The 17,920-nt window shown below is 70.9% G+C and carries 21 protein-coding genes; 13 read left to right on the top strand and 8 right to left on the bottom strand.

Going from position 1 to position 17,920, the window contains the following annotated elements:
• Nucleotides 1–11: 11 nt before the first annotated feature.
• Nucleotides 12–1,463: an alpha/beta hydrolase gene (locus tag ACIRSS_RS40050; RefSeq protein ID WP_400904579.1), complete on the top strand. Its 1,452-nt coding sequence runs from the start codon at nt 12–14 to the stop codon at nt 1,461–1,463.
• On the opposite strand, the gene ACIRSS_RS40045 is transcribed toward ACIRSS_RS40050, so the two are convergent.
• The gene (locus ACIRSS_RS40045; RefSeq protein WP_400904577.1) at nt 1,388–2,650 is read right to left on the bottom strand and encodes a styrene monooxygenase/indole monooxygenase family protein; all 1,263 of its coding nucleotides are present in this window, start codon (nt 2,648–2,650) and stop codon (nt 1,388–1,390) included. The genes ACIRSS_RS40050 and ACIRSS_RS40045 overlap by 76 nt on opposite strands.
• 88 nt (nt 2,651–2,738) lie before the next feature.
• Here ACIRSS_RS40045 and ACIRSS_RS40040 point away from each other — a divergent pair, with 88 nt between their 5' ends.
• Nucleotides 2,739–3,317 carry a GNAT family N-acetyltransferase gene (locus ACIRSS_RS40040; protein WP_400904575.1) on the top strand — a complete coding sequence of 193 codons (579 nt, stop codon included), beginning with the start codon at nt 2,739–2,741 and terminating at the stop codon, nt 3,315–3,317.
• 59 nt (nt 3,318–3,376) lie between these two features.
• Complete coding sequence (locus ACIRSS_RS40035) at nt 3,377–4,516, top strand: type I restriction endonuclease (RefSeq protein ID WP_400904573.1); 1,140 nt, start codon at nt 3,377–3,379, stop codon at nt 4,514–4,516.
• On the opposite strand, the gene ACIRSS_RS40030 is transcribed toward ACIRSS_RS40035, so the two are convergent.
• The 4 genes from ACIRSS_RS40030 to ACIRSS_RS40015 are packed head-to-tail and all read right to left on the bottom strand — an operon-like array spanning nt 4,495 to nt 7,349.
• Nucleotides 4,495–5,718: a serine hydrolase domain-containing protein gene (locus ACIRSS_RS40030; RefSeq protein ID WP_400904571.1), complete on the bottom strand. Its 1,224-nt coding sequence runs from the start codon at nt 5,716–5,718 to the stop codon at nt 4,495–4,497. The two genes, ACIRSS_RS40035 and ACIRSS_RS40030, sit on opposite strands and share 22 nt — an antisense overlap.
• 9 nt (nt 5,719–5,727) lie before the next feature.
• Nucleotides 5,728–6,540: a siderophore-interacting protein gene (locus ACIRSS_RS40025; protein ID WP_400904569.1), complete on the bottom strand. Its 813-nt coding sequence runs from the start codon at nt 6,538–6,540 to the stop codon at nt 5,728–5,730.
• Nucleotides 6,541–6,573: 33 nt separating this feature from the next.
• Nucleotides 6,574–6,990 (bottom strand): hypothetical protein, encoded by a 417-nt coding sequence (locus ACIRSS_RS40020; RefSeq protein ID WP_400904567.1) that lies wholly within the window; start codon nt 6,988–6,990, stop codon nt 6,574–6,576.
• Nucleotides 6,939–7,349 carry an SgcJ/EcaC family oxidoreductase gene (locus ACIRSS_RS40015; RefSeq protein ID WP_400904565.1) on the bottom strand — a complete coding sequence of 137 codons (411 nt, stop codon included), beginning with the start codon at nt 7,347–7,349 and terminating at the stop codon, nt 6,939–6,941. Before ACIRSS_RS40015 ends, ACIRSS_RS40020 begins: the two co-directional genes overlap by 52 nt.
• A gap of 80 nt (nt 7,350–7,429) precedes the next feature.
• Between ACIRSS_RS40015 and ACIRSS_RS40010 the strand changes: the two genes are divergently transcribed.
• Entirely contained in the window at nt 7,430–8,134 is a 705-nt protein-coding gene (locus ACIRSS_RS40010; protein ID WP_400904563.1) for a TetR/AcrR family transcriptional regulator, read from the top strand.
• Here the strand turns inward: ACIRSS_RS40010 and ACIRSS_RS40005 are convergent.
• The 3 genes from ACIRSS_RS40005 to ACIRSS_RS39995 are packed head-to-tail and all read right to left on the bottom strand — an operon-like array spanning nt 8,131 to nt 10,742.
• The gene (locus ACIRSS_RS40005; RefSeq protein WP_400904561.1) at nt 8,131–9,051 is read right to left on the bottom strand and encodes an NADP-dependent oxidoreductase; all 921 of its coding nucleotides are present in this window, start codon (nt 9,049–9,051) and stop codon (nt 8,131–8,133) included. The genes ACIRSS_RS40010 and ACIRSS_RS40005 overlap by 4 nt on opposite strands.
• A 60-nt stretch (nt 9,052–9,111) precedes the next feature.
• Entirely contained in the window at nt 9,112–10,311 is a 1,200-nt protein-coding gene (gene hemW / locus ACIRSS_RS40000; RefSeq protein ID WP_400904558.1) for a radical SAM family heme chaperone HemW, read from the bottom strand.
• 14 nt (nt 10,312–10,325) lie between these two features.
• Nucleotides 10,326–10,742 carry a VOC family protein gene (locus ACIRSS_RS39995; protein ID WP_400904556.1) on the bottom strand — a complete coding sequence of 139 codons (417 nt, stop codon included), beginning with the start codon at nt 10,740–10,742 and terminating at the stop codon, nt 10,326–10,328.
• Between the two features lie 77 nt (nt 10,743–10,819).
• Here ACIRSS_RS39995 and ACIRSS_RS39990 point away from each other — a divergent pair, with 77 nt between their 5' ends.
• The 9 genes from ACIRSS_RS39990 to ACIRSS_RS39950 all read left to right on the top strand — a co-directional run bounded on the left by ACIRSS_RS39990 (nt 10,820) and on the right by ACIRSS_RS39950 (nt 17,902).
• The gene (locus ACIRSS_RS39990) at nt 10,820–11,395 is read left to right on the top strand and encodes a TetR/AcrR family transcriptional regulator (RefSeq protein ID WP_400904554.1); all 576 of its coding nucleotides are present in this window, start codon (nt 10,820–10,822) and stop codon (nt 11,393–11,395) included.
• 13 nt (nt 11,396–11,408) lie between these two features.
• Nucleotides 11,409–11,543 (top strand): putative leader peptide, encoded by a 135-nt coding sequence (locus ACIRSS_RS39985; protein ID WP_400904553.1) that lies wholly within the window; start codon nt 11,409–11,411, stop codon nt 11,541–11,543.
• A gap of 104 nt (nt 11,544–11,647) precedes the next feature.
• Nucleotides 11,648–13,336 (top strand): nitrite/sulfite reductase, encoded by a 1,689-nt coding sequence (locus tag ACIRSS_RS39980; RefSeq protein WP_400904552.1) that lies wholly within the window; start codon nt 11,648–11,650, stop codon nt 13,334–13,336.
• On the top strand, nt 13,333–13,488 hold the full coding sequence (locus tag ACIRSS_RS39975) for an Insertion element protein (RefSeq protein ID WP_400904551.1): 156 nt from the start codon (nt 13,333–13,335) through the stop codon (nt 13,486–13,488). Before ACIRSS_RS39980 ends, ACIRSS_RS39975 begins: the two co-directional genes overlap by 4 nt.
• Nucleotides 13,485–14,180 carry a phosphoadenylyl-sulfate reductase gene (locus tag ACIRSS_RS39970; protein ID WP_400904549.1) on the top strand — a complete coding sequence of 232 codons (696 nt, stop codon included), beginning with the start codon at nt 13,485–13,487 and terminating at the stop codon, nt 14,178–14,180. Before ACIRSS_RS39975 ends, ACIRSS_RS39970 begins: the two co-directional genes overlap by 4 nt.
• Before the next feature lie 12 nt (nt 14,181–14,192).
• Entirely contained in the window at nt 14,193–15,113 is a 921-nt protein-coding gene (gene cysD / locus ACIRSS_RS39965) for a sulfate adenylyltransferase subunit CysD (protein WP_400904547.1), read from the top strand.
• Nucleotides 15,113–16,375, top strand: a complete 1,263-nt coding sequence (locus tag ACIRSS_RS39960; protein WP_400904545.1) for a sulfate adenylyltransferase subunit 1 — start codon at nt 15,113–15,115, stop codon at nt 16,373–16,375. Before cysD ends, ACIRSS_RS39960 begins: the two co-directional genes overlap by 1 nt.
• Nucleotides 16,372–17,109 (top strand): sirohydrochlorin chelatase, encoded by a 738-nt coding sequence (locus ACIRSS_RS39955; RefSeq protein ID WP_400904543.1) that lies wholly within the window; start codon nt 16,372–16,374, stop codon nt 17,107–17,109. The genes ACIRSS_RS39960 and ACIRSS_RS39955 overlap by 4 nt, the downstream gene beginning before the upstream one ends.
• Nucleotides 17,110–17,272: 163 nt before the next feature.
• Nucleotides 17,273–17,902: a cyclase gene (locus tag ACIRSS_RS39950; protein WP_400904541.1), complete on the top strand. Its 630-nt coding sequence runs from the start codon at nt 17,273–17,275 to the stop codon at nt 17,900–17,902.
• Nucleotides 17,903–17,920: the final 18 nt, after the last annotated feature.

Raw genomic sequence — 17,920 nt, 5'->3', positions numbered from 1 at the left:
CGATCGGGGCCATGAACTCTCCGAAACTCCGTGCTGCGCTGGCTCTGGGGGCCGCCGCTCTCACGGTGGGCGCCCTCGCGCCAGCGGCCGCGGCGAGCCCCGCCGGAATCGTCTGGGAAGACTCCTGCGCCGCCGGGTACCAGTGCGGCCACCTCGACGTCCCACTGTCCTATCAGGACCCTTCGGCGGGCAGCGTTTCCATCGCCATCGGCAGGTTGCCTGCAGCCGACCAGGCCCACAAGCTGGGTACCATCTTCTACAACCCCGGCGGGCCGGGCTCGTCCGGGCGGTACGCGCCCGCGTTGACGCCGTTCCTGCACGCGCGCTACGACATCGTCGGGTTCGACCCGCGCGGCGTCGGCGCCAGCTCGAAGATCCACTGCTTCACCGACCCGTCGCAGCTCGAAGTACTCCAACGCGCACTCGGCACGTTTCCGCTGACCCGCTCGGCGGAGCAACGGCAGATCGCCGATACCCGTACCGTGACAGACCTGTGCGAACAGAACGCAGGCCCGCTGGCGAACCACCTCTCGACCGGCACGATCGCCCGCGACCTCGACCGGCTGCGGGCGGCGTTCGGCGAGCCGAAGCTGCGGTACTACGGGAAGTCGTACGGCACCTACCTCGGCGAGACCTACGCCAACCTGTTCCCCGGCCGGGTCGGCTCGCTCGCACTCGACGCCCTCGACGACCCGGCGCGCTGGGCGACCGGCCCGGGTCCGATGAGCTACCGGCTGCGCGGCTACGAAGACGGGCCGCGGGCCCTTCAGTCCTTTTTGGACGCCTGCGCGGCACGCTGCGCCTTCGACTACGACGCGATCCTGGACCGGCTCGAAGCCGGCCCCATCATGGTGGCGGACACCGCGGGCAAGCAGGTGACCGTCACCTACCAGAGCGCGATCGCCCGGATCCACAACTACCTCACGGACGCGCAGGCCGCGCCGCAGCTGGCTGCGTTCCTGCAGGCACTGGCGGATCCGGCCGACCGCGCACCGGCGGAAAACGGCGGGCCGCCGGACGTCGACTCCCTGCTGGGCGGCGGCGCGACCCTGTGCTCGGATGCGGCGAACCCACGCGATCCGGCCATGTGGTGGGACTACGCCCAACGCGCCGACCGGGTCGGGCGCGGCTTCGGACCCTACGACGTCTACAAGACGCTCCCCTGCGCCACCTGGGACGTCTCGGATCCCGGCCGGTATGCGGGCCCGTGGAACCGGGCAACAGCGCCGATCCTGCTGCTCGCCAACCGCCAGGGCGACCTGGAAACGCCGTACGCCGGCGCCCAGCGGACCGAAAAGCTGCTGGGCAACGCCCACCTGCTGACCCTCGACACGTACGGCCACGGGTCGCGCGGCAAGAGCGCGTGCGTGGACGCGGCGCTCGACCGTTACTTCGCCGCCGGTTCGGTGCCCTCCCGGGGTGCGGTCTGCGCGCCGGACCGAGGGCCCTTCGACTGGAGGTAGGCCATCGCCGCTTCGGAGTCGCCCAGCCAGCCTTCGTAGTCGGCCGGGTTCTCGAAGAGGTGCGCGAACCGGTGCGCCACCTCGGGAACGCGCTGGGCGGCATCCAACGTCGCGAGGACGTGGTCCGGCGGCGGGGCCAGGAGGTCGTTGTTGAAGCGCGTCGCGTGGCGGGCGTGCTGCCAGTAGCGGGCGAAGGCGTCGTGCATGAACTCCTCGTCGAACGGCCGGTCGCCGCGGTCGACGATGGCCTCCTGGTACGCGCGGGCCGCGCGGGCGGCCATGTTGGCGCCCTGGCCGCCGACCGGGTCGTTGGTCACCGCGGTGTCGCCCATCGCGAGGACCTTCGCCCCGGACGGCAGCGTGCCCACGGGGTGCCGCACGATCGGCGTGATCCGGCCGTGCAGCATCTCGGTGGGCGCCACGGGACGCGCGTTGTCCAGCAGCGTCGCCTGCCAGGGGTAATGCGTTCGCAGCAGCTTCCGGGCGGTCTCGTAGTGCTGGTCGACGTCGGCGACGTCGTCCCAGACGTCCATCGGGCCGCCGGGCAGGCCGAAGAAGCCGATGCCGTGCACGGGACCGTGGACCGAAAGCACGGGCAGCAGGAAGAACTCCCCGACCGGCGCCATGCCGAAGGTCAGGCCGGGCACGGCGTCGAGCGGGCCGGCGACGTAGAGGATGCCGATCGCCCGCTGCGGTTCGCGGTAGGGCGAGCGGTCGTCGTCGCGCGGGAAGAGCGCCTCGAACTGCGGCCCGCGCCCGGCCGCGACGATGAGCAGCTCGAACTCGCGGGCGCATTCGTCGAGATCGTCCGCTGTGACGCGGCGGACGCGCAGGTCACCGCCGAGGCGCTCGAACTCGGTCATCCAGCCGGCGACCTTGACGCGCTGGTCGACCGACTGGGCCGGCCGGTCGAGGCCGACGCGCCAGGAAATGGCGGGCTCGGCGCCTTCGCCCGCCGCGGCGAAGGCGACTTCGCGGATGGGCGGGGCTTCCCAGAAGTCGATGCCCAGCGCGCGTTCGCGTTCGAGGGCGGGGTGGAAGAGGCACTGGTTGGAGACGAGCCGCCCCGCGCGGACGTCTTCCGCGGGGCGTTCGGCGAACACCGTGACGTCGTAACCGCGTTGCCGCAGGCCGATGCCGAGGACGAGTCCCGCCTGCCCCGCTCCGACGATCCCGATCCGCCGCATGGCCGCCTCCCCGGAAACCCTTTGCTGCCAACGTACTCGATTTCGGCGAACCGGCCCTGCCCGATCGGGCGGCCGCTAGGGTGGGCCGGTGACGGAACCGCCGAAGGGATTCGACCGCACGCTCCTCCTACGCGACGGCCGTCGGGTCCGCGTCCGTCCGCTGACCCCGCAGGATGCGCCGGAGCTGGGCGAAGCGATCCGCACGGCCGACCCGGAGACGCTCCGCCGCCGCTTCTGCGGTTCGGCGCCGAGGGTGACACCCCGCCTGTTGGAGCGGCTGACGGTGCTGGACTACGAGCGCCGGTTCGCCCTGGTGGCCCGTTCCCCGGAGGGTCCGGGAGTGGCGGTCGCCCGCTACGAGGCAACGGGCCGGCGGATGGCGGAGGTGGCGATAGCGGTGGCCCCGGCGTGGCGCCGGGTGGGGTTGGCATCGGCGCTGCTGCACATGCTGGGGCTGGCAGCGCTGGAGCGCGGGTTCGAGAGGTTCACGGCGGTGTACTCGGCGGACAACCGCCCGGTGGCGGAGCTGCTGGACTACGCCCGGGGCCGGCGGGTGATCGCGGAGGGAGTGGCGGAGGCGGAGGTCCAGCTGCGCGACCACCCGGAGGCTCCGCCCGGGGCCGCGAGGGCTGAGCGGAGTTTTTCCTTTTTCAAGCCGAATCCGTAACAGACCGGCCGCACCGATCCTGGCCGCGCACCTCGTTCCCCGCACAGAACGGCACCGGCATGGACATCGCCGAGCGCGCGCAAGCCCTCGCTCTGAAGATCCGCAAGCACAAGGACGCCATCGAGACCGAAGAGGCGACCAAGAACGCCTTCGTGATGCCGTTCATCAGCACGGTCCTCGGTTACGACGTGTTCAACCCGGCCGAGGTGATCCCCGAGTTCACCGCCGACGTCGGAACGAAGCGGGGCGAGAAGATCGACTACGCGATCGTGCACGACGGCCAGGTGCAGGTGCTCGTCGAAGCCAAGAAGATCAACGACCCGCTCCGGCTCGAGCACGCCTCCCAGCTGTTCCGCTACTTCGCCGTCACGAACGCCCGGATCGCCGTGCTGACGAACGGCCAGGTGTACGAGTTCTACACCGACCTCGACGCGCCGAACCGGATGGACGCCAAGCCGTTCCTCGTGCTGGACTTCGCCGACATCGACGACACCCTGCTGCCCGAACTGGCCAAGCTGACGAAGGAGTCGTTCGACCTCGACTCGGTCATCAGCGCCGCCGGTGAGCTCAAGTACATCGGGCAGCTGAAGCGCATCCTCGCCGCCCAGTTCAAGGAACCCGAAGACGAGTGGGTCAAGTTCCTGACCACGCGGGTGTACGAAGGGCCGTTCACGCAGAAGGTCCGCGAGCAGTTCGGCCCACTGGTGGCCAAGGCGGCGGGCCAGTTCCTGAACGAGCAGGTCAACGACCGCCTGAAGAACGCGCTCGGCGGACCCGACTCCTACGTCAGCGTCTCGGGCGGCAACACCGCGCAACCCGAGCAGCCGCAGCCCCAGCCGGCCGTCGAGGCGGACGATGCCGAGCGCGTGGTCACGACCGAGGAGGAGCTCGAGGGCTTCCGGATCGTCCGCGCGATCGTGTGTGCCGAGGTGCCCGCCGCCCGGATCGCCGCGCGGGACACCCAGACCTACTTCGGCGTCCTCCTGGACGACAACAACCGCAAGCCGATCGCCCGGCTGTGGTTCAACCGGTCGAAGAAGTACCTCGGCGTGTTCGACGAGAACAAGGTCGAGACCCGGCTGCCGATCACGACGGTCGAGGACATCTACCAGCACGCGGACCACCTGCGGAGCACGGTGGCGAGGTACCTCACCACCGTGCGGCCGCCGGAACCCGCTCAGTCCACCAGCGCCTGGTAAACCAGCTGCCTCAGCTGGGACCGCAGCCGGTAAGTGCTCGACGGCAACAGTTGTGTGTAAAACCCGACCGTCAAATCCTCATCCGGATCCACCCAGAACGCGGTCGAAGCCGCCCCGCCCCAGGCGAACTCCCCCGCCGATGACAACGTCCGGGCCTTCACCGGGTCCTCCAGCACCGAGAACCCCAGCCCGAACCCGTGGCCGTCGAACGGCATCTCCGCGAACAACGGCCGCCCGTACTCCTCCAGGTCCACGTGACCCGGCAGGTGGTTCGACGCCATCAGCGACACCGTTCGCGGGGACAGCAGGCGGACGTCGTCCAGCGCTCCGCCGCGCAGCAGCATCTCCGTGAACCGCCAATAATCCGCGGCCGACGACACCAACCCGCCGCCTCCGGACAGGCAGTCCGGGCGGGATGTCCCCAGCCGGCCGAACGCGTCGTTGCGCACCAGCCCGTCCGCCGAGGGCACGTACAACGCAGCCAGCCGAGAAGGAGACGAAGCCACGAAACCCGTGTCCGTCATGCCCAACGGCGTGAAGATCCGCGACGCGAAGAACTCGTCCAGGGGCTGCCCCGAAACCACCTCGACGAGCCGCCCCAGGACGTCCGTCGCCACCGAGTAGTTCCACTCCGCTCCCGGCTGGAACACCAGCGGCAACGACGCCCACCGCTCGGAACACGCCGCGAGGTCCAGGCCCGGCGGCGTCCCCCACTCGAACCCCGCCGAGCGGTAGATCGCGTCCACCGGGTGGCCGTGGTGGAAGCCGTACGTCAGGCCCGCCGTGTGCGTCAGCAGGTGCCACACGCGGATCGGCGAGCGGGCCGGCTCGGTCAGGGGCGACAACGCCGACCCCTTGACGTACACCCGCGGCGACGCGAACTCCGGCAGCCACCGCGAAATCGGGTCGTCCAGTTCCAGCAGGCCCTCTTCGGCGAGCATCATCGCCGCGACCGACGTGATCGGCTTCGTCATCGAGAAGATCCGCCACAGCGTGTCGGTCTCCACGGGCTTGCCGGCTTCGACGTCGCTGTACCCGCCGCTGCCGACGTGCACGATCCGGCCGTGCCGGCTCACCACCGCGAGCCAGCCCGGTAGCCGTCCGTCCTCGACGTACCGGTCGAAGTGCGCGTCGATGCGGGACAGCCGGTCCGCGTCGAACCCGGCTTCGGCCGGGTCGACGTCCACCTTGAGGTTCGCCATGCGGCGAGGTTACTTCTCGCGGGCCCGTTCGGCCGCCTTCTCTTCGCGCCAGGCTTCGTCGTCCTTGCCGACGCGCCAGTACCCGGAGATGGACAGCAGCTCGCGCCGCACCCCGCGCTCGTCGAGCAGGTAGCGCCGCAGGTCGCGGACGAACCCCGCCTCGCCGTGCACGAACGCCTGGACGACGCCGTCGCGCCACGGCAGCTCACGCACCGCCGCGGCGACGTCGCCGCCGGCCGAGCGGTGCAGCCACGTGATCTGCGCGTCGGCCTTCGTGACCAGCGCCTGCTCCTCGTCGGCGTTCTCGACCAGGATCACGGCGTGCGCCGGGACGCCCGCCGGGAGCGCCTCGAGCGACGCCGCGATCGCCGGCAGCGCGCTTTCGTCGCCGGCCAGCAGGTGCCAGTCCGCCTCGTCGCCCGGCGCGTACGCACCGCCGGGGCCGGACAGCAGCAGCTCGTCCCCCACCCGGGCCGACGCCGCCCACGGGCCGGCGATGCCCTCGTCGCCGTGGTGGACGAAGTCGAGGACCAGCTCGCCGGCCTGCGGGTCGAACGCCCGGACCGTGTACGAGCGCATCCGCGGCCAGTGCTCCCGCGGCAGCGTCGCCCGGCACTCCTGGACGTCGAACGGCTCGGGGTACTCGACGCCCGGCACCTTGAACAGCACCTTCACGTAGGCGTCGGTGAACGCGTTGGGCGTGAAATCGGCGATTCCGTCGCCGCCCGCGACGATCCGGATCATGTGCGGGGTCAGCCGCTCGGTGCGCAGCACGCGCAGTTTCACCGCGGGCCGTCCGGACCGCCGGGGTGCTTCGGCCATCGGCCAACTCCTCGCTCAGCTACTAAGGCTTACCTAAGCAACCGTACGCGCAGGTTCGGGCTCGTGGCCATCGGGTCGCCCCAGTTCTTCGAGCATCCGGGCAAAACCGGCAGCCGTTTTCGCCCGGAAGCCGAGGAAGAACCGATTGGCGAGCGGGACCCCCCAACGTCCCCAGGTGGCCGCGTTGACCACGCGGTGCTCGACGCGCGCGCCGCCCGGATCGGGCGTGACGCGATATTCGGCGCGGTACCACCAGCCGCCCTGGACCGCGAGGAAGCCGTGCTCGCGGTCGATCTCCGTCCGCATCGGGTAGCTGCCCCCGGTCACGCGGCGCCGCAGCGCCTCGAACACCTCCGCGGGCGGGCGCGCGACGACTCCCGACGCCTCCGCAAGCGTTTTCACCCGCGCGGATCCGACACGCGCGTGTTCTGGAACGCCGTGATCAGCCATTCGCCGTCTTCCTCGACGAGCACGAAGCTGACCGTCGACTCGCGGCCTTCGTCGGTGGTGTCCGCGCCGGTGACCGACGAGCCGCCGCCGGCGACGACCACGGCGACGTCGGGGCGGACGAACCGCACCTTCGCCGACGCGCCGAGCTGCCCGGTCAGCTTGGAGCCCTTCAGCGGCCCCTCGAAGAGGGCGCGGTGGGAGCTTTCGATCGCCTCCCGGCCCGGGAAGTTCAGCCCGAAGAACGTCACGTAGTCCGCGTCTTCGGTGAAGAGCCGGCCGTACGCGGTCGCGTCGCCGTCGTTCCAGGCTTCGGTGAGCCGCCCGAGCACGGCCCGGACTTCGGTCTCCGCAGTAGTCATGAGGTCCCCTTACGAACGCTGTTCGTCCTACGAACACCGTTCTACATACGAACACTGTTCGCGTCAAGTACAGTGTTCGCGTGACCGTTCCCCCACCGCCGTGGCGCAGCGCTCCACGCCGCCGCGCCGCGAAACCCGCGCTCTCCCAGGACCTCGTCGTGAAGACGGCGCTGGAAATCCTGGCGAAGGAAGGCCTGGACGCGGTCACCATGCGACGGGTCGCGCAGGAGCTGGAGACGGGGCCGGCGTCGCTCTACGCGCACGTGGCCAACAAGGACGAGCTGGCGGAGCTGATGCTCGACGCCGTGCTCGCCGAAGCGCCAATCCCCGACCCGGACCCGGCGCGCTGGGACGAGCAGGTCAAGGAGCTGGTCCGCGGCCAGATCCGGGTGATGGTCGCGCACCCCGGGATCGCCCGCGTGGCGTGGGACATCGCGGTGCCGGTCACGCCGAGCTCGCTGCGGCAGGGCGAGGCGATGCTGGCGCTGCTGCGCGCGGGCGGCCTGACGCTGAAGCAAGCGGCCTTCGCGGGTGACGCCCTCGCGCTCTACGCGAAGGCGTACGCCTACGAAGCGAGCAGCTGGACCTGGGGCGAAATCGACGAAGCCGAGGCCGCGAAGCGCGGCGAGCAGATGGTCGCGTACATGCGCTCACTGCCCGCCGACGCGTTCCCGAACATGCTGCGGATCGGCGAGTTCCTGTCCGGCGAGACGGCGACCGAACGCTTGGAGTTCGCCCTCGACGTCTACCTCGCCGGACTGAAGGTCCTGGCGGCGAGGAACTAGGGCCGCAGGACGATCTTGCCGCGAGTGTGCCGCCGCTCCAGGTCGCGGTAGGCCTCGCGCACCTCGTCCAGCGGGTAGACGCCCGCGATCGGCACCTCGAGCAATCCCTTGCCCACCAGCAGGCTCAGCTCGCGCAGCACCTCGGCCGACGACGCGGCCGACGAGCCGTCGGCCTTCACGTTGTACTTCTCCGCCGCCGCGAAGTCGATGATCGTGTTGATCCGCCCCGGGTGGATCCCCAGGTGCAGCGCCAGATCGACGTACCCGGAGCCGAACGTGTCGACGAACGCGTGCACGCCGCCCGGTGCCGCTTGCTTGATCCGCTCGAGCACGCCGTCGCCGTAGGACACCGGGATGACGCCCAGCTCGTGCAGCCACGCGTGGTTCGCGGGACCGGCCAGGCCGATCACCGTGGCGCCGGACAGCAGCGCCAGCTGGACGGCCAGCGAGCCGACCCCGCCGGCAGCGCCCGAAACGACGACCGTCTCGCCCTCGCGCGGGCACACCGCGGCGGTCGCGGCGTACGCGGTCACGCCGGCGACGAACAGCGCGCCCGCGACTTCCCACGAGACGCCGTCCGGCTTCGGCGTGAGGTTCGAAGCCTCCGCCACGACGTACTCCGCGTGGCTCGACCGCGTGTCGACCCAGCCGATCACCTCGTCGCCGACGGCGATCTCCTCGACGCCTTCGCCGAGTTCCGCGACGACGCCCGCGAAGTCACTGCCCTGGCCGGACGGGAACGTCGCCGGGAAGCGGTCGTGCAGGGAGCCCCGCCGGATCGCGGCCTCGCCAGGGTTGATCCCGGCGGCGCGGACCTCGACGAGCACCTGCCCCCGTCCCGGTGCCGGCCGCGGCACGTCCTCGACCCGGAGGACCTCCACGTCGCCGTACTCGTCGAACCTGATCGCGCGCGCCATGGGGCCTCCTAAGTCGTTGCTCGATACAAGCAACGACCGGGCGCCCGGTTTTAATTCCCGTCAGCCCGCCAGGCGCCGGACGACGCCGTCGGCCAGCAGCCGGCCGCGGTCGGTCAGCACCGCGCGGCCGCGGGAGTCCAAAGCGGACGGATCGAGCAGGCCCTCGGCCGCGGCAGCGCGGGCTTCGGCGAGCCCTGGCTCGTCGAGGACGTCCAGCGGAAGTCCTTCCGCGACGCGCAGTTCAAGCATGATCCGCTCGAGGTGCTGGTCGTCGTCGGTGAGCACTTCGAGGCCGCCGGCGGGCGAGTCGCCGTCGGCGAGCAGCGCCGCGTAGCGCGCCGGGTGCTTGACGTTCCACCAGCGGACGCCGCCGACGTGGCTGTGCGCGCCCGGCCCGGCGCCCCACCAGTCGTCGCCGCGCCAGTAGCCGAGGTTGTGGCGGCAGCGGGCGGCGTCGGACGCCGCCCAGTTCGACACCTCGTACCAGCGCAACCCGGCCGCCGACAGCGTCGCGTCGATCATTTCGTAGTCCGCGGCCAGCACGTCGTCGTCCGGGGCGGGCAGCTCGCCGCGCCGGACGCGGCGGGCCAGTGCCGTGCCCTCCTCGACGATCAGCGCGTACGCCGAGACGTGGTCGACCCCGGCGGCCAGCACGGCGTCGAGCGTGGCGAGCAGGTCGTCGGGACGCTCGCCCGGCGTGCCGTAGATCACATCGAGGTTCACGTGGTCGAACCCGGCCGCGCGCGCCTCGGCCGCGGCCTGCCCCGGCCGGCCCGGCGTGTGCACGCGGTCGAGGATCTTGAGCACGTGCGGCGCGGCCGACTGCATGCCGAGCGAGACGCGCGTGTAGCCGGCTTCGCGGATGCCGGCGAAGAACTCCGGCGACGTCGACTCCGGGTTGGACTCCGTCGTCACCTCGGCGCCCGGAGCGAGCCCGAAGACGTCGCGGACGGCGTCGAGCACCGAGGCGAGCCCTTCGGCGCCCAGCAGAGACGGCGTGCCGCCGCCGACGAACACGGTGTCGGCGGCGGGCGGCACGACCAGCACCTTCGCGGCGAGCTCCAGCTCGCGCCGCAGCCCGTCGAGCCAGGACTGCGGCGACGAGCCGGAGTCGAGCTCGCCCGCGGTGTAGGTGTTGAAGTCGCAGTAGCCGCAGCGCGTCGCGCAGAACGGGACGTGCACGTAGACCCCGAACGGCCGGCTGCCGACGCCCTTGAGCGCGCTTTCGGGCAGCGTGAGGTCGGTCGACGAATCGGGCATTCCCCGATTGTCCCCTACGGAGCCGGGGTGTTCGCCGCCGCCCACTCCGGGTCGACCGGGATCATCTCGATGACGTCCAGCAGCACGCCGTTCGGATCGGCGACGTAGAAGTGCCGCTGCCCCCAGACCTCGTCGACGACCGGCGTGACCAGTTCCACACCCGCCTCGATGAGCCGCTTCGCCTCCGCGGCCGCGTCCTCGACGACGAGCCCGAACATCAGCCCGGTCGTGTCCGCGGCCCGGTAGCCCGCGGGCACCGACTCGTGCCCGCGCCGGACGAAGCTGATCTCGTAGCCGGGCGCGCCGGCGTTGACGCTGGCGAACCAGTCCAGCTCGACCGTGACCGGCAACCCGATCACGTCCGCGTAGAAGCGGGTGGTCGCGGCGACGTCGTCGACCAGGTACCCCGCCCCGAAACCCTTGACCTGCATCCTCGGATCCCCTCTTCACACCACTATGTTTGTAGTACTCTAATCGTAGTGGTTTGAATCGGGCAAGGAGGATTTCCGTGCGGCAGAACACCGAACGGCGGACGGCCCTGACCGACGCGGCCATCGAGGTACTGGCCCGCGACGGCGCGCGGGGACTCACCTACCGGGCGGTGGACACCGAGGCCGGCGTGCCGCCGGGGACGACGTCGAACTACTTCCGCGACCGCGACCGGCTGCTGGCCGAGGCCGGGGAACGCGTGCACGTCCGGCTGTCGGCGCCGGAAGAGGTGCTGGCCGACCCGCGCGCCGAAGAGCCGTCGACCGGCCGGGTCGCCGCGCTGCTCGGGGACCTGATGACCCGGCTGACCAGCCGCCGCAGCTCCTACCTCGCGCTGCTCGAACTACGCCTGGAGGCGAACCGGCGGCCCGACCTGGCGGCCGCGCTGACCGCGACCGTGCGGGAGAGCTTCGACCTCAGCGCCGGCTTCCACGAAGCCGCCGGGCTGCCCGGCGGACGCGACGACGTCCTGCTGCTCTATCTGGCCCTGACCGGCCTGACCGTCGAGCGGTTGACATTGCCCGACGCCTTCTCCGAGTACTCGGACGCGCAGGTCGTGCGGCTGCTGGTCGACCGCATTCTCCCAGGCGAGTGACCCTTCTCCCACCATGCGGGCAGGCCTGGACCACATATTGGACGCGTGGCACGCTGACGCCGTGACTCATGCCGGTGTTCTCCTCGTGGCGCGCCGCCACGTCGACCTCCTGCGGGTCGCCAGCGCCCTCTGCGTACCCGTTCGCTGACTGCCGTCGCCACCACCTGCCACGAATTCTGGACAGCCGGCGCCGGAGGCCACCCGCGAGCCGGTGTCCTCCGCTGCCACGAAAGCCTCTCGGAGGACGCCGCCATGGCCACGCCCCAGACCCCCGCCCGCCCCGCGCGCGTCAAGCAGAAGCGCGGTGAAGGGCAGTGGGCGCTCGGTTACCGGGAGCCGCTGAACCCGAACGAGCGGTCGAAGAAGGACGACCACCCGCTCAACGTGCGGGCGCGGATCGAGAACATCTACGCCCACCGCGGGTTCGACGCCATCGACCCGGGTGACCTGCGCGGCCGGTTCCGCTGGTTCGGTCTCTACACCCAGCGCAAGCCCGGGATCGACGGCGGCCGCACCGCGACGCTGGAGCCCGAAGAGCTCGACGACCGCTACTTCATGCTGCGCGTCCGGCTCGACGGCGGCGCGCTGACCACCGGGCAGCTCACCGTGCTCGGCGAGATCTCGCAGGCCTACGCGCGCGACACCGCCGACATCACCGACCGGCAGAACATCCAGTACCACTGGATCCGGATCGAGGACGTCCCGACGATCTGGCAGAAGCTCGAGAACGCCGGCATGACCACGATGGAGGCCTGCGGCGACAGCCCGCGCGTGATCCTCGGCTCGCCGGTCGCCGGCATCGCGGCCGCCGAGGTCCTCGACGGCACCCCGGCGATCGAGGAGATCAAGCGCCGCTACATCGGCAAGCCGGAGTTCGCGAACCTGCCGCGCAAGTTCAAGACCGCGATCTCCGGCCAGCCCGACGTCGCGCACGAGATCCACGACGTCGCGTTCGTCGGCGTCGACCACCCCGAACACGGCCCCGGCTTCGACGTCTGGGTCGGCGGCGGGCTGTCGACCAACCCGATGCTGGGCCAGCGCCTCGGCGCCTGGGTGCCGCTGGACGAGGTCCCGGACGTCTGGGAAGGCGTCATCTCGATCTTCCGCGACTACGGCTACCGGCGGCTGCGCTCCCGGGCCCGGATCAAGTTCCTGGTCAAGGACTGGGGTGCGGAGAAGTTCCGCCAGGTGCTGCAGGACGAATACCTCAAGCGCGAGCTGATCGACGGCCCGCCGCCGGTCGACCCGGCGGTGCCGATCGACCACGTCGGCGTGCACCCGCAGGTCGACGGCAAGTTCTACGTGGGCGCGGCACCGATCGCCGGCCGCGTCTCCGGCGGCACGCTGGTCGCCGTGGCCAAGGCCGCCGAGCGGGCCGGGTCCGGCCGGGTCCGGCTCACCCCGCAGCAGAAGCTCGTCGTGCTCGACGTCCCGGAGGAGCAGCTCGGGACGCTCCAGGCGGAGCTGGCCGAGCTGGGGCTGGAGACGAAGCCGTCGCCGTGGCGGCGCAGCGTGATGGCGTGCACCGGGCTGGAGTTCTGCAAGCTGGCCATCGTCGAGACGAAGGCCCGCGCGCAGCAGCTCGTCGCGGACCTGGAGAAGTCCCTCGCGGACATCCAGGACGGCCTCGACACGCCGGTCACCGTGCACCTCAACGGCTGCCCCAACTCCTGCGCGCGGATCCAGACCGCGGACATCGGCCTCAAGGGCCAGATCGTCACCGACGCCGACGGCAACCAGGTCGAGGGCTTCCAGGTGCACCTGGGCGGCGGGCTCGGCCTCGACGCCGGGTTCGGCCGGAAGCTGCGCGGCCACAAGGTGACCTCGGGCGAGCTGACCGGGTACGTCGAGCGCGTCGTCCGCAACTACGTCGCCGGGCGCGAACCCGGCGAGCGGTTCCCGCAGTGGGCCGCGCGCGCCGAGGAAAGTGCCCTCCAGTGACGTCCGAAGAGCGTGCGGCGCCGTACTACTGCCCTTATTGCGGCGACGAGGATCTGCGGCCGGAAGAGAACGGCGGCTGGCTGTGTTCCGCCTGTCGCCGGGTTTTCTCGGTCAAGTTCCTCGGACTGTCCCTTCCGGAGGTGTCCCGATGACCGCCACTGCCGACTACAAGACCCTCGCCGAGCGCGCGTCGAAAGAACTCGCCGACGCGACCGCCGACGAGGCGATCCGCTGGACCGTCGAGACGTTCGGCGACGACTTCATCGTCGCGTCCAACATGCAGGACGCCGTCCTGATCGACCTCGCCACCAAGGTGAAGTCCGATGTGGACATCCTGTTCCTGGAGACCGGGTACCACTTCCCGGAGACGATCGGCACGCGCGACGCCGTCCAGACCGTCTACCCGGACGTGAAGATCGTCAACGCCCAGGCCGAGCAGAGCGTCGCCGAGCAGGACGCCGAGTACGGCGCGAAGCTGCACGACCGCGACCCGACGCTGTGCTGCAACCTGCGCAAAGTGGTGCCGCTGCGCAAAACCCTCGCGAACTACTCGGCGTGGGTCACCGGCGTTCGCCGGGTCGACGCGCCGACCCGCGCGAACACCCCGATCGTCACCTGGGACGACCGCAACGGCCTGGTGAAGGTCAACCCGATCGCGGCGTGGACCGACGACGAGTTCAACGGCTACATCCGCGAGCACGGGATCCTCGAGAACCCGCTGGTCTCGATCGGCTACCTGTCGATCGGCTGCGCGCCCTGCACCGCTCGCGTGGAGCCGGGGCAGGACCCGCGCAGCGGCCGGTGGGCGGGTCAGAGCAAGACCGAGTGCGGACTGCACGGCTGAGGGAAGGGACGCATGACGACCTTGGAGCCCGCGACCGATGCGGCACAGGACAACCTCGCGGCTTTGGAGTCCGAAGCCATCCACATCTTCCGGGAGGTGGCGGGCGAGTTCGACCGGCCGGTGATCCTGTTCTCCGGCGGCAAGGACTCGACGCTGCTGCTGCACCTGGCGATCAAGGCCTTCTGGCCGGCGCCGGTGCCGTTCCCGCTGCTGCACGTCGACACCGGGCACAACTTCGACGAGGTCATCGAGTTCCGCGACCGCGTCGTCGAGCGCCACGGCCTGCGCCTGGTCGTCGCGAAGGTCCAGGACTGGATCGACGACGGGCGCCTGGAAGAGCGCGCCGACGGGATGCGCAACCCGCTGCAGACCACGCCGCTCTTGGACACCATCTCCGAGAACAAGTTCGACGCGGTGTTCGGCGGCGGCCGCCGCGACGAGGAGCGCGCCCGGGCCAAGGAGCGGATCTTCAGCCTCCGCAACGCTTTCGGGCAGTGGGAGCCGCGGCGTCAACGGCCCGAGCTCTGGAACCTGTACAACGGCCGGCACCGCCCGGGCGAGCAGGTCCGCGTCTTCCCGCTGTCCAACTGGACCGAGGCCGACGTCTGGAACTACATCGCCCGCGAGAAGGTCGAGCTGCCGTCGATCTACTACGCGCACCGGCGCGAGGTCTACCTGCGCGACGGGATGCTGCTGGCCGAAGGTCCGTGGGGCGGCCCGCGTCCGGGTGAAGAGGTGCGCGAGCTGACCGTCCGCTACCGGACCGTCGGCGACGGGTCGTGCACCGGGGCGATCGAATCCACCGCCACCACCGTCGAGGACGTCATCGCCGAGGTGTCGGCCTCGCGGCTGACCGAGCGGGGCGCCACCCGCGCCGACGACCGGATGTCCGAGGCGGCCATGGAAGACCGCAAGCGTGAGGGGTACTTCTGATGAGCTCGCTTCTTCGCTTGGCCACCGCCGGCAGCGTCGACGACGGCAAGTCCACTTTGGTCGGCCGGCTGCTCTACGACACGAAGTCGGTGCTCGCCGACCAGCTCGACGCCGTCACGCGCGCGTCCGTCGACAAGGGACTGTCCACTCCGGACCTTTCGCTGCTCGTCGACGGCCTGCGCTCGGAGCGCGAGCAGGGCATCACCATCGACGTCGCGTACCGGTACTTCGCCACGCCCAAGCGGTCGTTCGTGCTGGCCGACACGCCGGGGCACGTGCAGTACACGCGCAACACGGTGACCGGCGCGTCCACCGCGCAGCTGGCGGTGCTGCTGGTCGACGCGCGCAAGGGCGTGATCGAGCAGACGCGGCGGCACGCGGCCGTGCTGGCCCTGCTGGGCGTGCCGCAGCTGGTGCTGGCGGTGAACAAGATCGACCTGGTCGACTACGACGAAGCGACGTTCACCGTGATCGCCGAGGAGTTCGCCGCGCACGCGCTCTCGCTGGGCTACGCGCGCGGTTCGGTGCTCGCGATCCCCGTGTCCGCGCTGGAAGGCGACAACGTCGCGACGCGCTCGGAGCGGACGCCGTGGTACTCCGGCCCGAGCCTGCTGGAGCACTTGGAGGACGTGCCGGTCGCGCCCGACCCGCACGACTCGGCGCTGCGGTTCCCGGTGCAGTACGTGATCCGCCCGCGCACGGCCGAGTACCCGGACTACCGCGGCTACGCGGGCCAGATCGCCGCGGGCACGGTCCGTCCCGGTGACGAGATCGTCGTGCTGCCGCAAGGCATCCGCAGCCGCGTCGAGCGCATCGACACCGCGGACGGCCCGTTGGCCGAGGCCGGCGCCGGGACGTCGGTGACGCTGCTGCTCGCCGACGACATCGACATCTCCCGCGGCGACCTGATCGCGGCCGCCGAGGCACCGCCGCGGATCACCGACGAGATCACCGGCACGCTGTGCTGGCTGTCGTCGAAGCCGCTGAAGGAAGGCGCGCGCGTACTGGTCAAGCACGGCACCCGCACGGTCCAGGCGCTGGTCGGCGAGTTGCACGCGCGGTTCGACGAGCAGACGCTGTCGAGCGTGGACTCACCCGCGTCGCTGGAGCTCAACGACATCGGCCGCGTGACGCTGCGGCTGGCCGAGGAGCTGGGCGTCGACGACTACGGCGTCAGCCCGCGCACGGGCGCGTTCCTCGTGATCGACCCGAAGGACGGCGACACGCTGGCCGCCGGCCTGGTGGGTGAGCGCTTCTCGTGACGCCACCCCTGGTCGCCGTCGCGCACGGCAGTCGCGACCCCCGCTCGGCGGCGACCGTGCGGGCCCTCGTCGATGTCGTACGCGCGCAGGCACCGGGTCTGCCGGTCCACGAGTCCTTTTTGGACCTTTCGGCACCGCTCGTCACGGACGTGCTGCGGGAGCTGTACGCCGCCGGCCACCGGACCGCGGTCGTGGTGCCGTTGCTGCTGGGCAGCGCGTTCCACGCGCGAGTCGACCTGCCGGCATTGGTCGACCAGGTCGTTTCCGAGTGCCCGGGGTTCCGCATCGAGGTGTCGGACGTGCTGGGCGCGGACCCGGCGCTGGAGAAGGTAGCCCTGGACCGGCTGGTATCCGCACCGCACCGGCGCGGGACGGGCGTGCTGCTGAGCGCGGTCGGCTCGTCCAACGCCTCGGCGAACGCGGTGGTCGCTTCCCTGGCGGCGCGCTGGGAAGAGCGGCTGGGCATCCCGGTGAGCGAGGCGTTCGCTTCGGCCACCCAGCCGGACATCCCGGCGGCCGCCGACCGGTTGCGGTCGCGCGGGGTGCGGCACCTCGTCGTGGCGTCGTGGTTCCTGGCGCCGGGGTTGCTGCCGGACCGCATCGCGCGGCTGGCCCGTGAGGCGGATCCGGGGGCTTTCATCGCGGAGCCCCTCGCCGACGACCCCCGCGTCGCCGACGTCGTCATCAGCCGGTACGCCACCGCGGTGAGCGGACTGCTCCGCCAGTACGCCTGATCTCCGGCGACACCGCCAAAAGGCGAGTCTTATTCACATTTAGTGTCACCCTGCGCGCATGGGAACGGTAAATCCTTGACGCGCTAGTTAACTTGCCGGTAACTATCTAATCGCTGCGCAGCTTTCTCCCTCCCCTCTTGAAACCGCAGGTAGGTGGATACAGATGAAAGCTCTTCACTTTTCCAAGCTGGGTGTTCTGGTCGCGGCCGCCGCCCTTCCCGTCGCGCTCGCCGCGCCGGCTCAGGCGGCCACCACCGTCACCTTCGACTGCCAGGCCGATGCCCCGATCGTCGGGCCGCAGCAGGTGTCGCTGAACCAGGACACCGATGTCACCGCGCCCGCGACGGTCGCGCCCGGTGGGGCGTTCGACGTCGTCATCGATCCCGCGCCGAACACCGTGCCGAGCGACGTCAGCGGGAACAAGGTCAAGAACATCAACACCTTCGCGCTCAAGTTCCCGATCCCGGCCAACTCCACCTACGTCGGCGCGGACCTGACCGGCGGCTCCGGGCTCGGCTCGACGGCGCCCACCATCGCGGTCGCGAACGGCGTCGCGACGCTGAGCTTCCCGGGCCCGATCGCCGGCGGCGCCACCTTCGAGCTGCCGACCGTCACCGCGCACCTGACCGCGGGCCAGTCGGGCACGATCGAGACGAAGCTGTCCGGCACGAGCTACAGCGACCCGGGCCTGACATTCAAGGCGGTGGCGAGCACGATCATCGGCGACATCACCGCGCCGACGGCCTGCTTCCCCAACCCCAGCCCGGTCTTCACCACGACGACCATCGGCTGACTTTCCCGGCCACCCTGC

The organism is Amycolatopsis sp. NPDC101161, assembly GCF_044768185.1.
GTDB lineage: Bacteria > Actinomycetota > Actinomycetes > Mycobacteriales > Pseudonocardiaceae > Amycolatopsis.
This window is presented reverse-complemented; position numbering and strand designations above follow the sequence as displayed.